The following is a 13,424-nucleotide window of genomic DNA, read 5'->3' on the forward strand; positions in this document are numbered from 1 at the left end:
TTTAGAGGAGAATATTGTGAAAAAGGAACGCTGGGTACAAATAATGGTTGAAGCCGGGTTTACTGAGGCAGATATGGTGAAATGGCATCAAAAATTTGAGGAACTAGAACCAGAGGAGCTCAGAAATTCCTAAAATCGCTCGGTATATCGGATGAAGAAATATCAGACATCCGAGCTTTGTAACATTTAATAGTGTTCTGTGATGAAAGCAATGCCCTAAATCTTGTCTGCCGCCGAAATCGCGACTGGCGGCATTACAAAAAGTAGCTCAAACCGATAGCCGATAATCTGATTGCTTTTGCGTTGCTGACAAAGTTTGGGGCATTTTCGTGTTTCATGCCCCGTCAGCAAGCCTCTGGACAAATGTGAGTTACAGCTTTTGCTAAATTAGCATTTGACGGATAATCTAAGGTATTGCAAAGCCTCTTATCGACTGGCCAAAGCTACTAATCCACTACAAGACCCACGTAAGCTGCCAAACCAATAACCAGAACCAAAAGAATAAATTTTAACGGCACAATCGATGATGCTGGTGCGTCGCTTCCCACCTCAGGTATAGAGCGATATACGTTTGTCAAATTGCTATTATCTGTTACATAACTAACAGCCGCACCTTTATTACCAGTTTCCTTTTTATCCAATCGCACTGTAACTTCCATACCTTCTTTTAATGAAGATAGTAAAGCATCATCAATTGGCATAAATCCATGTCTTTCGGCCCCGTAGTCAACAAATGCAGCTTGAAGCAATTTTTCGATTCGGGTAATTCTGGCTTTAAAGTAAGAACCTACCGGTAATCCAGACACATTTTCTAATTCCTGCATGGTGACCCCTTTTTAACGTAAGCCTAACGCCGCATAAAGGTGTGAGCAACGCTACCACCAAACCTTTACCATACCACCGTAAACACAAAACCCAACGATGGAACGAAAAATGCCAAGCGTTGGGAATCACTCTTAAATGCTTTGCTAGCCTTCCTCTTCCCATGTCGAACGTATTGCCCATTGTAAGCTCTCATTTAACCCAAAATCCTGCTTTAGATGTAAACGCCGGAGGTATTCTGGAGTAATGTATTGCTCTAACTTATGTCCAAAGTCAGGGTCTCCGCATAGATAACTATAAACCTCTGATTCAAATCCATTGTGAGTAGCATTTAGAATTATTTGTATATTCATAGTGGCTATACGAGATGAAAAACCTAAGATGTTCAAAATAAGATTATTCGTTTTTGGGTTAAAACACTCATGGCTATATTCTGGGTTATCTACTATTGGAAAAACGCCATGTGCTATGTGGTTTCTAATATTTCTTACAAGCGAAAGACCAAATGAAATTTTTCCATTGTTCTCCAACTGAATATCAAAACTATTATCGAACCTTTTTTGATATTCCTTAACTTGAGTTAGGTAACCATCGACTTTGTGACCATAGTGCAACGGGACTTCCAAATCACTATAAACTTCATCAAGTAACCATGCAGCTTGAGCTGAGTAATTCCTTTTTCGTTCGAGTGAGTTATTCTTTAGTTGAGCCCGAGCATAATGGAACTCATATTGTGAGTTAGTAAAACGGTACGTCTCCTCAAGCGCATTTGAAATGAACAAGAAGCGCGTGAGCGGTGTAATGATTGAACTATTATGAGAGGCATCAGAATCCAGCTCATCTCCAGCTGACTCACACCAATAATGCGCTTCTTCATAACGAAATGGGTTCAGTTGAACATTATCCAACTGACTAGCTAATTTTAACCACTTGGCAATACTTTCGGTATGAGCCTCTGTTTCTTGTTTTAGTTCTTTCTTTGAAAGCTTATACACATCTGACTTATTTCTCAGTAGATCGCAAAACATATACAGTTCATGTAGATGTAATGGCAACTCACGAAATTCAGAACATTTCTCACATTTCATCATTATTCCCAAATGTTGAAGATATTGCTTGAAGGCTAACGCCTTGAAAAACGCCGCTAAGGTGCGGTTATGTGTTTTTTTCAAAGAATTTTAGTGCATTGCCCTTACCATTCTGATTTAGTGAGAAGGAAAAGTTAAAGCGCCCCTCAAATATTGACTTTTCGATTCCATCTATGTCGAACTTTTTGTGACTGACATTTCCCCACATATCAACTATACACTCCGAATAAACTGTCATATCTGAACCAGACTCAATGAGGTACTTACCAAACACTCCTTGAGATAAGGTGTTCGATACGCCCGACAAAAAACAAAGCATAAAGGTATTTTCAAATCTATCTACGTCAGTACCGACCCAAAAGTGTCTATCAACATACAGTTCATTAAAATTAATCTCGTTAACAATAAAATCGCCTTTTAGATCGATGTTAGTATCTTTAGCAAGATTTAACTCAACGCCATCAACTACCAGAGGAGCTTCAGAGTTCTCTCTATAAATCTTGACAAATTCATTTTTGGACATTAGCTCTTTTATGTAAACTCTCTGAGTATTTAAGAAATAGTATCCTTTATCTAAGATAGTTAGAACTTTAATTGGTGGCGAGAAAAAGAAATCTGCTCCTGACAATTCTTGATACCTAGCTAACTCATGTTTTTTCGCTAGATCACTGGAAAAACCAAACAGAGAATTGACACCTTTGTAGCCGAGGCGCTCGTTAGCATTAGTAAACTTTGATACTGTACTTTTTATCTCCGCAGCATTTAATGTTGTTTTCACCTCGATATTGTATTTTACTGATTCAGCTGGTACAAACCCTAATTCACCACCAAATAAAATAGAAGGAAGAATCTCATCATCATATATAATTAAATCACTTTCATTGGATTGCTTTCCTGCCCTGTCTTGTATTACTCCATTAGCAAACTTATATTTACTAGGGATTACATCCTTTATAATTTCCTTAAGTAATATTTCATTCAGACTTCCCTTAACACCTTGATGATGCACAAGGTTATTTGCTTCAAACGAAGACTTAAGGTAGTTAACTTTACTGTTAACTACTTCTTTTATGAAATTACTCATGCTACAAAATTATACCTCGTAACTGATTGACACATAATGCTTACTATGCGGCAACGTGCCACATAATTCCCTTCAGCACTGCCACCTAACCCACCACCAAAAACAAACCTACATCAACATAATCCCTACATTTCAGTAAATTATCAACCGATTAAGTCAAACATGTGTCGCAGTATGATGCATATTGCCGCCTATAAATTAGTCAGCGTCCTAGATTCCACTCGACCTCGTTAGGTATGAGGAAAGGTAAGGCAAAGCGCATCGCTATAGTTGAGGAGCTGAGTAACACTGGCAAGGAAAGGGGCAAAAACTGTTTAGAGCAATCTGTCAGTTCCCGACATATCGAGGAATCAAAGGTGAAAGACTGCATTCTGACTCATTGGAAGAACTATTTGTAGTTATAAAATTCGAGTTAATGACGTAAGGTATTGTAATAATTATATTCTTTCACATCACCCTACGATTTCGTTCGTATCTGCCTAAAACTAAAGCACTGAGATTAAAAGAATAAAAAAGGGACCTGATTCAAACTCAGGTCCCTCATAACTTATCAGCCTACTCTCCCCCTACCTCGCACAGAGATAAAGTGACCTATCAACAAAGTAATAGCCTAGCGACTGTTATAACTCTGCATGTTGTGTCAACACATCATTTAACTCGCTAACTCTCGCTTCCGGTGAGCGACTATGACCACCAATCAACAGATAAAGACTGGGTATCACATACAGCGTCACTACTGTGGTTAATAGCATGCCGCTGAATATCACAACACCCACCGCAAAACGCGTTTCTGAGCCTGCACCGGTCGCGATTAACATCGGAATCGAGCCAAGCAAAGTTGTCATGGCAGTCATCACGATTGGGCGCAAGCGCTGCTCGGAAGCGTTCACAATAGCTTGCTTAACCTCTTGTCCTTGATCGCGTAGTTGATTGGCAAACTCAACAATCAAAATACCATTCTTAGTCGCCATACCGATTAGCATTAGCATACCGAGCTGTGAGTAGAGATTGAAACTTTCTCCAGCAATTAGAATGCCTAACAAACCACCGAGTAAACCAATAGGAACCGTCAACATGACAATCGTTGGACTAACAAAACTCTCGAACTGCGCGGCTAATACAAGATATGAGACAAAAAGAGCGAGAACAAAGATCAACCAAACCTCACGCTGATTGTCGTAGTAGTCTTTTGATTCACCTGCATAATCATAAGTGTAGCCTGGCGGTAACATCGGCTGAACCGTCTCTTCTAAATAGGTCAACGCCTCTCCAAGCGTTACGCCTTCAACCAGATTCGCTTTGAGGTTAATCGACTTCTTACGCTGATAGTGGAACAAGCCACGTGCTGAGGCGACATCATTTACCGACACCAAAGTATCTAACGAAATCAGCGCACCGCCGTTTGAACGCAAGTAGACTTTACTTAAGTCTGCTGCAGAGTTGAAATGCGCTTCATTGGCTTTCAAATAGACATCATACTCTTCACCAGACTGTTCAAAGCGTGTCTCAGACGCACCACCCAAGAGAACTTCAAGTGTTGAAGCAATATCGCTGACACTCACTCCTAAGTTTCTCGCCACCTCGCGATTGACGGTGAGCAGCATTTCCGGTGTTGTTGGGTTGTAATCAAGCTTTGCACCATCCATCTTGCCGCTTGCTTCAGCAAGCTGTTCTAACTCTTTAGCAATCTCATAAATGACATCATAGTCTTCCCCTTGGAGTACAAACTGAACAGGCTCCCCCATTCCGCCTCCAAACCCCGGTTGATACGGAAATACTTGTGCATCGGTCACATCTCGCGTCAACTCTTTAATCAGACTGACGACTTGAGTGGCGTTCATGTCACGCTCGTCCCAGTGTTTCAGGCGGATAATAAAGAAACCTTGGTGATCAGCCCACGTTCCGAAAGCCGGTGTTGAATAGTTAAGATAGGCAACAGGCCCATCTTCATCAGCAAGCGGCATTAAGCGCTCATTGATTTGCTCCATACTACGAACCATGCGCTCATAACTGGTCGCCTCAATACCACTGACATACACGTTGACAGCACCTCGATCTTCCACCGGTGCAAACGCTCGTTGTTGTGCGCCGTACGCAAAGTAAAGTCCAACCGAACATAGCGCCAATACAAACAGTGAAAAGGTTTTCCATTTGAGAACACCCTCTAGCGTCTGTCGGTAACCCATTTGAGTGCGTGCCACCTTAGAATCTACCCATTGGCACACTTTGCTTGGGGTTTCCAACTCATTTCTAAATAGGCGTTCACTTATTACTGGCCCAAGGGTTAGCGCGGCGATTGATGAGAACCCAACGGCCGCTGACAAGATAACCGCAAACTCTGCAAACATGTTGCCAAGTTTTCCTTGCAAAAAGATCAAAGGAAGGAAAGTCATGATGAGTACAAGTGTGGTTGCGATAACGGCAAAGTTGAGCTCTTTCGTCCCTTTAAAAGCTGCCACCATTGCAGGCAAACCGTTTCGTCGATGGCGCACAATGTTCTCAACCACCACAATCGCATCATCAACCACTAAGCCAATAGCTAGGATAAGTGCCATCAAAGTAACCAGGTTTATTGAATAACCACATAAATACGCGACTGAGAATGCTGAGATGAGTGACACGGGTACCGTAATAGCGGGTACGATAGTCGTCGAGAGTCGACCGAGGAACAGATACAAAACGGAGATCACCAACACCGCGGTTATCGCTAGCGTTATGTAAACCTCTTTAATCGCTTCTCTGATAAATACGGTGCTGTCGTAATCGACTTCAAGCCGAACACCCTCAGGGAGAAAATGTTGCAACTGCTCAAGTTCACGTTGAACCGCATCAGAAACGGTTAACGGGTTAGCTTGTGACATCGCAACGATACCCAGCCCCATACTGTCGACATTGTTTGCCTTGAAGGTCGTTGTCTCTTTCTTTGCTCCAACGTAAACACTCGCAATATCCTTGAGCAGAACAGACTCGCCGTCTTTCTCAACGATCTGTAGGTGTTCAAAGTCATCGACTTTTTGATACATTCGCTCGAGTCGAACGACAATATTAAGTGACTCATTTCTGACGTATCCAGCAGGAAGCTGCAAGTTCTCAGCTCTTAGTGCACGGGTCACGTCTGTCGTTGTGAGTTCTCGGGCTGCAAGTTCGATTGGATCGATTTCAACATAGAGCACACGTTCGATAACACCTGATGTGTTAATCGAACTCACACCGGGTAACAGGCTGAGACGCTCAATCAAAATACGTTGCGCATAGTCGCTAAGTTCAACACGGTCGTGTTTGTTACTGGTTAAATTGAGCCACATGAAGGGGTCACCTTCACTACTGTTCTTACGTACGACAGGCTCATCGACATCGTCGGGTAGTCGTCCCCTGGCACGCCCAACGGCATCCCGAACATCACTGACCGCCTGAATCATGTCGGTACCCGGTTTAAAGGTGATATTGACACCCGACCAACCATCCCAAGAAGATGACCAAATATAATCGATGCCATCAATGCCGCTTAACTGATCTTCGATCGGTTTAGTGATCTGACTTTCAACAATCGATGACGCACTACCTCGATAGGACGTGCCTACCGAAACAACACTACTTTCGACATCTGGCATCTCGCGAACGGCAAGCATGCTTGCGCCTACCAATCCAAAAACAACAAAGAGTATATTAAGGACAACCGCCGAAGTTGGGCGGTACATAGCAAAATCAGACAGCTTCATTATTACCGCTTACCTTGTGTTGATTCAGTACGATGGTTTCAATCACTTCAATTTCCGCCCCATCACGTAGCTTCACTGTTCCGCGATAAACGATTTCTTCTCCAAGTTTTAACCCAGACAAGACTTGAACCAGCTCGCCAGTCCGTTCTCCTAAGCTAACCGACCTTTGTTCAACGACAGAATCATGAACCACATAGACATAGCGCTGATCACCACGATAGACCACAGACTGCAGTGGAATGGTCACTTCAACTTGAGAAGGCAAAGTCAACTCACCCATCACTAAGCTTCCTGGTGTTAACCCCGCTTTGTGGTTGTCGATTAAGAACTGGGCTTGAATACTCTGAGTTTGATCACTCACTCGCCCATCTAAACTGGTTAGGGTTGCTGTGACTTTAGCACTGCCTTCAACACTGGAAAGCTCCGTAGACTGGCCTATGGATAGCTGACGTAAATGAGAAGCTGGTATAGCGACATTCAATCTTAGCTTGCTTGGGTCATCCAGTGTGGTTAGCACCGTATCTGAATCGATATTTTGACCAACACTGACATCCACCAGACCTAGACGACCGCTAAATGGCGCTATTACTTGCTTATCTTGCAGATTTGCCGTTGCAATATCGACTTCAGCCTGCTGAATTTCGACCAGTGCTTGCGCTGCATCAACATCTGCTTGTGTAACGGCACCATTGGGTAACAAACGAACTAGGCTATTATATTGTCTCTCGATTTCTTTGAGATTTGCTTTCTCACGCTGAACAACCGCACGTTGATGGCGATCATCGATGCTAAATAGAAGCTCACCCTTCGCAACCTGCTGACCAGAACTCACCAAAACTTGAGTAATGCGGCCCTTTTCTTGTGGTTTTATTTCAATCGACTGATGGGCGAACGTATTTCCCAACATATGGACACTGCGTTGCAGGGTCTGTTGATGACTAAAGGTCGTATCAACGGTTAAGGCAGTGGATACTGAAGGCTGTTCATTTTCAGAAGTATGGAGTGAAAATGCCGTGAAGCCCGCGAGAGCGGTGACACCGGCGATAAGCGCGTATTTTTTCATTGCTGACGAAAACGGTTACAAGAAGCAAAAAGAGAGCGCTATTTTACCCAGTGTGCAAGACCAAAGATCGAGTAGGCTTCAAACTATCGATATTTGTAATGATTATTTTGCAATAAATTGTGCTACAGAATGTGAACAAGACGGCTCAAACATGCTAAATGAATCGACCAGGCCTGCATAGACTTAGCCTCTGCTCCATCACCGGCCTCACACACAATGCATCATAGCTGTCTATACCGCTGTACTGTATACTTTGTCAAAAGCACCACAACAACGGCTGATACCCCGCAAATGATGACTGACGAAGAAAGAATCAAGCTGCAACAAAACAATCCACTGCATGGACTAAAGCTAGAGACTATGCTGCAAGAGCTAGTGGATTTCTATGGTTGGGATATTCTTGATACCGCAATGCGCTTTAACTGTTTTAACACCAATCCTTCGATTGCCAGCAGTGTGAAATATTTGAAGAAGACCGATTGGGCGCGAGAAAAATTAGAGAACTTTTACCTTTATCGTTTCAAGCGCATGCCACGCGCAAGTGCAGAAGAGTTCAATTTATCCCCAAGAGCCCGTACCTTCCCCGATGGCCTGAAACCTAAAGAGCCTATGGAGCTAACCGTTGACTCTATTCTGAAGTCGCAAGCGAAAGCCGCATCCGCCTTCAAACAGCGCTCATCTCGCGGACGCTCAAACCGACGTTAACGCGCCAGTTTTTTAAAGCACCATCACCCTAGCAATTCGGGTTGCCAAGGAAAACTGTTGAGATAGCCAATCACAATGGCGCCACTTTTCAGTGGCGCCATTGGCAGAGTTTTTGATTCACCACATCTTGCTTAGCAATCCGCTGAGTGCACAATTAGTCCACTTAAGTGAACTCTCGTATTACAGACTCTTGTCCAAGAAGCTAACCATACGCTCAATCAAGGGGGCTCTCGTAGCATTATCATCCAGTGTAATGGCACCTGATGGATAGAAATGACCAAAGCCTGCCACCCATGCCGTATCGACATGAATGCCCGCTTGCGAGTATTTTGGCAACGAATGTTCTGCTACATCAAATAAAGCGTCTAGGTCGTACTGACCGAAGTGGATTATTGCAGGAGGCAGCTCAGTTTGGTTTTGTGGGTTTAGATCAAAACCAAGTAGCATACCTGAGTTAGCCATAACAGCTTTAACCGGTGCGTTCATACCATACGCAACGTTAAAGCTGGTGATAGCCCCTGCAGAAAAGCCGCCCAAAGCAATTCGATCGGGGTCAATACCCAGGGTTTCGGCATTGTCTTGTAGATAGCCAATCGCCTGATACAGGTCTTCTGCAGCAGCGATTATGCTATTGCGCAGGATATCCGACCCATAAGGGATTGGCTCCAGGCCTTTGTTGACACGCAGCAAATTGTGGCGATCGTGCAGCGCTTTGCTACGCAACTCTTGATCAACTAGCATCTTATCCGAATAGCCGATGTTCGTCGGTACGGGCTCTTCTCTTGAGAGTCGGTAATCAATCGCCACACAGGTATAGCCTACTTGGGCAAATTGCTCGCAGTAGTCTCTCATGGTGGTCGTTTGAGCACCTGATACCGAGTAGATATCATCACGACCACCGCGAATAAAGTTACCGCCAAACGTCATTACGACGACTGGATTGTGCTCTGCTTTGGGAGTGTTAGGTTGGATGATATCCATAACCAAATCACGCTCAGCCACTTCTCCCTCCACTGTTACCAAGCCTTTGGCATAGGGTACATCAAGTTGAGCGGTATAGTGCTCTGCGACGATTTCAGCAGTCGCGGCGTGTGAGATAAGCGCGGTTGCGATAGCAATACTTGCTGTTGCGTTTTTCATATTCGAATCCTCGTTTGGTTTGAGTGCATTGTGGGCCTTCGAGTTACATCGAACAATGTGATAGCATCAATAGCAACTATCGAAATCTTCGATAGTTGCTATTGCGATAACATCTAACAGGTAATGAGGAGGAGTAAGAAAATGACGGTACAATTCGATAAGTTGACGACACTCGACTTAAAGATGTTGCGTACACTGTTAGTGCTTATCGAGACAAGAAATGTTTCGCAAGCAGCAGAGCTCCTAGGTCTTCAACAAAGCACGGTCAGTTATCAACTGGGAAAACTTCGGCAGGTATTAAACGATCCGCTTCTGGTTCGTTCAGGGCGGGGGTTTGAGCCATCCACTTACGCAAAGCAAATTCACTCTGGTTTAACCGCGCATTTTAACGCTATCGAGCGCTTACTGTTTAATGATCACTTCGATAAAAAGACCGCGACAGGAACCTTGAGATTAGCATGTCATAGAAACGGCTCGCGCAATTTTATCGGTCAACTTCTAGGTGAGATAAAGTACCAACTGCCACTTGTTCGCATGGAGATTGTTGACTGGACTGAGCAAGTACCTTCGATGATCAAGGAGGGCAAAATTGATTTTGCTATTGGCTTTGAGGGCGATAAGTTATCGCAACTGCAATCTATTCCTCTGGTCGAGGTTGGCTATCAGATCGTTATGTCCCATGCACATCCAATGGCGGAGAAAGTGATCGGCAAACAAACCGTTTTTGACTACCCACATGCGGTAGTCAGTACCAATGAGGCGGTCGAGCGATGGTTGGACTACCTAGCCGACAGACAAAACAAACCGCGCTCGGTTGAGTTTACGTCAACCTCCATGGAGTTCACTACAATGGCCTTAGAAGGCACCGACCGCTTAATGTTTGCCGCTGATACCAACGATGGCTTTTTTGACAACTATAATGTCATCACGCAGCCAGCCCCCTTCATTGCAGAGCAGACTGTTAAGCTTTTGTTCCATGAGAGAGCGACACTCGACCCGCTCACGAGATGCATGCTAGAAATCATTAAGACGACAGCGAGTAAGGTTTTTGCTTAGATACTTGATGTGATAATGGGTTACTTGGGAACATGGCAAGATAATGAATCACTTTCACACGGAGGGTGAGATGAAAATAATCGTACCAATTACTCTATCCATATTTCTTCTTGTCGTTCATGTGTATTACCCTAATTATCAACAGGACCAACAATTAGAAAAACTCAAGTCAGAGTTTCACGACTTCCTCTTTGAAGACGATAATCGAGTGCAAATCACTGAAATAAGAGTTGAAGATAGTGTTATCGCCCTAGATGTCCGTATCGTGAATATACACCTAATGAAAAAAGACAAAAGTACGCTAGCCAAACAATCCAGGAAGATCCTCCCTCAGAAAATTTGCAGTAGCACGGTACTAAAAGACTGGTTATCGAATAACAATTGGATATCTATTGATGTCTACAACTCTGGGATAGGAGTGATCACCAACGTAAGCGTAACTAAGAAAGACTGTGTTTGAGTACGAAGCTCGCAATTTTGTCTGCCGCCTCATTCATGCCACACAACTAAGCGCTGCAAAGATATCTAGGGGCACAGCGATAGTCGTGCTATCGGGCTCCGGAGACTTTCACTAGTTACCCTCATTTAGAATCTAAATTTTATATGTAAGCCACTCATATCGTTTCATTTATCTCCCGTTGCCTGAGAATTAACTACCATTAGGTGTAATCAACCATTGTTTACGGAGCAGCAAAAATGAAAATAGCCGTCACCACTGCCAGCGGAGCCCTGGGATCAGCGATACTCAAAGCCACTGCGGAATTACTGTCAAGCAATAACGTAATCGGCTTGGCCCGTACACCGAGCAAGGCAGCTCACTTGGGGGTGGAGATTAGACCCGGGGATTACAATAACCCAAGCGAGCTTGAAACCTCGCTCAAAGGTGTGGATACCTTGTTACTCGTCTCAGGTATGGACGCACCTGAAAAACGCATTCAACAGCACAGAAACGTGATAGAAGCGGCCAAAAAAGCCGGAGTGAGCAAAATTGTCTATACCAGCGTGCAAGGCGCTGAAGAGAACACCGCCTTTTCGCCGGTGGTGCAAAGTAACCGACAGACAGAACAGGATGTGCGAAACAGCGGCCTCAGTTGGGTCGTGGGCCGCAATGGTATCTATATTGAACCCGATATTGAGTATATCGATAACTACATTCAGGCAGGCGAAATTGTCAACTGTGCCGGAGAGGGAAAATGTGGCTATACGACTCGCCCTGAGCTTGCCTATGCCTACGCACGCCTACTCACTCAGGATGAGCACAATGGTCACACCTACAACTTGAATGGCGAGGCGATCACTCAGGCTCAGTTAGCCGAGTTGATGAGCATGGCCTTTGACAGTTCGATAAACTATCGCTCAATGACGGTGGAGGAATACCGCCAAGACCGAATAGCAGAGCTCGGTGAGTTTCTTGGTACCGTGATCGCGGGTATCTATCAAGGCATCTTAGAAGGTAAGGCGAACAACCCGAGCGATTATGAAAAAGCGGCAGGCCGACCTCATATTGGTTGGAAAGAGTACTTTTCGGATCTTAAAACACAGCCCTGATGCAGAGAGGTTTGCGCTAGTGCGCAAACCTCGACACGATTTCTAGATAGCGCTTTCAACTTTGCTTGCAATCTCTGAAGAGATCCATGATCTCCACACCTCGGGATAGTTTTCTAAAAAGTAGTACATAGCATCTTCAGCATCCGCATGCTCGTCTTCCATCCAAGCGAGTATTTTGCTCATTTGCTGATTGGTAAATCCCCGGTTGCTGAGATACTCAAATGCGGCTGGCTCTTGCTGGGCAAATTTCTCCGTCGTGACCGTGTGTACCGGCGATGGTGGATACATGGTTACCTTGGGCGACTGGCAATCTGGCTGGGTGGTACAATTTCGATACTCGTCAATATCAGCACCCGAGCCAAAATCAACCATGACCATCTCATACTTACCGAGTATGGGCGTGGGTGACCAGTAGTAGCCAAACCAAGCTTGCTCGCGCTCATAATTTTTGGCCAAGATACCCGCTAAAGCCGCGCCAGATCCTGGGTCAATAATATCGAAGTCGTGCGCCTCAAGACCTAAGGCATCAAATAAGTGCCCAGCGGTAATTTGACACGTCCAACCTGATGGGCAGGTATAGAACGCAAACTTGTCATCGCTTTCAGGATGTTTGAATAGTGCCTTGTGTTTGATCACGCCCTCTATCGTCGCCAGCTCCGGGTAACGCTCAACCATATAGGCTGGCACCCAAAAGCCTTCTTGGCCGCCATCGGTCAACGAATTGCCCGCATAACGCAAACGTTTCTCAGCCACCCCCCTATCCAAAGCCTCTTTTATGCCATTGGTCCATAGCTCCGGCGCGACATCTGGCTGGGCTTTTTCAATCATTGACGTGCCCGTCGGAACCGTGTCACCCGGGATCAGTTGTGCTTGGCAGTCAAAGCCATTGTTGAGAATAAATTGGTCCACGTGCGCCATGACACTGGCCGAATTCCAGTTCATATCGGCAATGGTAAACTCACCGCATTCACTGGCATTAGCGTTCACAGTGGCACCTGCGATAAACAGGGCCACATAAAGTGAGGGCTTGATTTTCATTGAGTCAGTTCCTTTGTCATCTTTTGAAAATAGTATAGGAAAGCGAATCACTAAACACCGACGAAATTGCCATTAACCTTCTGATTATGTTGGCTAAATCAAACTTTGCTAACCAACAGGTCTTACCGAATGTGTTATCGACTTGGCATTGCCCCTTTTCG

11 protein-coding genes and 1 pseudogene are annotated in these 13,424 nt (G+C 44.6%); 5 read left to right on the forward strand and 7 right to left on the reverse strand.

The window, feature by feature from the left end; all coding sequences use genetic code 11:
* Positions 1 to 183: pseudogene (locus tag ACSTTG_RS00005) on the forward strand (MerR family transcriptional regulator); the annotation flags it as partial.
* Positions 184 to 446: 263 nt separating this feature from the next.
* Here ACSTTG_RS00005 and ACSTTG_RS00010 read toward each other — a convergent pair.
* The 5 genes from ACSTTG_RS00010 to ACSTTG_RS00030 form a co-directional block, all read right to left on the reverse strand.
* A complete protein-coding gene (locus ACSTTG_RS00010; protein WP_438473915.1) occupies positions 447 to 824 on the reverse strand; it encodes a hypothetical protein in 378 nt (125 codons plus the stop codon).
* A gap of 144 nt (positions 825 to 968) precedes the next feature.
* Positions 969 to 1,994 carry a hypothetical protein gene (locus tag ACSTTG_RS00015; protein ID WP_438473426.1) on the reverse strand — a complete coding sequence of 342 codons (1,026 nt, stop codon included), beginning with the start codon at positions 1,992 to 1,994 and terminating at the stop codon, positions 969 to 971.
* Positions 1,978 to 2,994, reverse strand: coding sequence for a DUF6602 domain-containing protein (locus tag ACSTTG_RS00020; protein WP_438473427.1), 1,017 nt, complete (start codon positions 2,992 to 2,994; stop codon positions 1,978 to 1,980). The genes ACSTTG_RS00015 and ACSTTG_RS00020 overlap by 17 nt, the downstream gene beginning before the upstream one ends.
* A 620-nt stretch (positions 2,995 to 3,614) precedes the next feature.
* Positions 3,615 to 6,713: an efflux RND transporter permease subunit gene (locus ACSTTG_RS00025; RefSeq protein ID WP_438473428.1), complete on the reverse strand. Its 3,099-nt coding sequence runs from the start codon at positions 6,711 to 6,713 to the stop codon at positions 3,615 to 3,617.
* Entirely contained in the window at positions 6,700 to 7,776 is a 1,077-nt protein-coding gene (locus ACSTTG_RS00030) for an efflux RND transporter periplasmic adaptor subunit (RefSeq protein ID WP_438473429.1), read from the reverse strand. The genes ACSTTG_RS00025 and ACSTTG_RS00030 overlap by 14 nt, the downstream gene beginning before the upstream one ends.
* 291 nt (positions 7,777 to 8,067) lie before the next feature.
* Here ACSTTG_RS00030 and ACSTTG_RS00035 point away from each other — a divergent pair, with 291 nt between their 5' ends.
* The gene (locus ACSTTG_RS00035) at positions 8,068 to 8,481 is read left to right on the forward strand and encodes a VF530 family protein (protein WP_438460184.1); all 414 of its coding nucleotides are present in this window, start codon (positions 8,068 to 8,070) and stop codon (positions 8,479 to 8,481) included.
* A gap of 180 nt (positions 8,482 to 8,661) precedes the next feature.
* On the opposite strand, the gene ACSTTG_RS00040 is transcribed toward ACSTTG_RS00035, so the two are convergent.
* A complete protein-coding gene (locus ACSTTG_RS00040) occupies positions 8,662 to 9,621 on the reverse strand; it encodes an alpha/beta hydrolase (protein WP_438473430.1) in 960 nt (319 codons plus the stop codon).
* A gap of 141 nt (positions 9,622 to 9,762) precedes the next feature.
* Here ACSTTG_RS00040 and ACSTTG_RS00045 point away from each other — a divergent pair, with 141 nt between their 5' ends.
* From ACSTTG_RS00045 to ACSTTG_RS00055, 3 genes are all read left to right on the forward strand, one after another.
* Positions 9,763 to 10,677: a LysR family transcriptional regulator gene (locus ACSTTG_RS00045; protein WP_438473431.1), complete on the forward strand. Its 915-nt coding sequence runs from the start codon at positions 9,763 to 9,765 to the stop codon at positions 10,675 to 10,677.
* A 70-nt stretch (positions 10,678 to 10,747) separates the two neighbouring features.
* The gene (locus ACSTTG_RS00050; protein ID WP_438473432.1) at positions 10,748 to 11,137 is read left to right on the forward strand and encodes a hypothetical protein; all 390 of its coding nucleotides are present in this window, start codon (positions 10,748 to 10,750) and stop codon (positions 11,135 to 11,137) included.
* Positions 11,138 to 11,373: 236 nt separating this feature from the next.
* Entirely contained in the window at positions 11,374 to 12,225 is an 852-nt protein-coding gene (locus ACSTTG_RS00055; protein WP_438473433.1) for an SDR family oxidoreductase, read from the forward strand.
* Between the two features lie 42 nt (positions 12,226 to 12,267).
* Here ACSTTG_RS00055 and ACSTTG_RS00060 read toward each other — a convergent pair whose 3' ends face one another.
* Positions 12,268 to 13,263 (reverse strand): ABC transporter substrate-binding protein, encoded by a 996-nt coding sequence (locus tag ACSTTG_RS00060; RefSeq protein WP_438473434.1) that lies wholly within the window; start codon positions 13,261 to 13,263, stop codon positions 12,268 to 12,270.
* Positions 13,264 to 13,424: the final 161 nt, after the last annotated feature.

Source organism: Vibrio glycogenivorans, assembly GCF_051660965.1.
Classification (GTDB): Bacteria; Pseudomonadota; Gammaproteobacteria; order Enterobacterales; family Vibrionaceae; genus Vibrio.

What these genes read in the sequence shown, in the direction of transcription:
- ACSTTG_RS00010 (WP_438473915.1), bottom strand. Translation starts at nt 824, where the DNA reads ATGCAGGAATTAGAAAATGTGTCTGGATTACCGGTAGGTTCTTACTTT.
- ACSTTG_RS00020 (WP_438473427.1), bottom strand. Translation starts at nt 2,994, where the DNA reads ATGAGTAATTTCATAAAAGAAGTAGTTAACAGTAAAGTTAACTACCTT.
- ACSTTG_RS00025 (WP_438473428.1), bottom strand. Translation starts at nt 6,713, where the DNA reads ATGAAGCTGTCTGATTTTGCTATGTACCGCCCAACTTCGGCGGTTGTC.
- ACSTTG_RS00030 (WP_438473429.1), bottom strand. Translation starts at nt 7,776, where the DNA reads ATGAAAAAATACGCGCTTATCGCCGGTGTCACCGCTCTCGCGGGCTTC.
- ACSTTG_RS00035 (WP_438460184.1), top strand. Translation starts at nt 8,068, where the DNA reads ATGATGACTGACGAAGAAAGAATCAAGCTGCAACAAAACAATCCACTG.
- ACSTTG_RS00040 (WP_438473430.1), bottom strand. Translation starts at nt 9,621, where the DNA reads ATGAAAAACGCAACAGCAAGTATTGCTATCGCAACCGCGCTTATCTCA.
- ACSTTG_RS00045 (WP_438473431.1), top strand. Translation starts at nt 9,763, where the DNA reads ATGACGGTACAATTCGATAAGTTGACGACACTCGACTTAAAGATGTTG.
- ACSTTG_RS00050 (WP_438473432.1), top strand. Translation starts at nt 10,748, where the DNA reads ATGAAAATAATCGTACCAATTACTCTATCCATATTTCTTCTTGTCGTT.
- ACSTTG_RS00055 (WP_438473433.1), top strand. Translation starts at nt 11,374, where the DNA reads ATGAAAATAGCCGTCACCACTGCCAGCGGAGCCCTGGGATCAGCGATA.
- ACSTTG_RS00060 (WP_438473434.1), bottom strand. Translation starts at nt 13,263, where the DNA reads ATGAAAATCAAGCCCTCACTTTATGTGGCCCTGTTTATCGCAGGTGCC.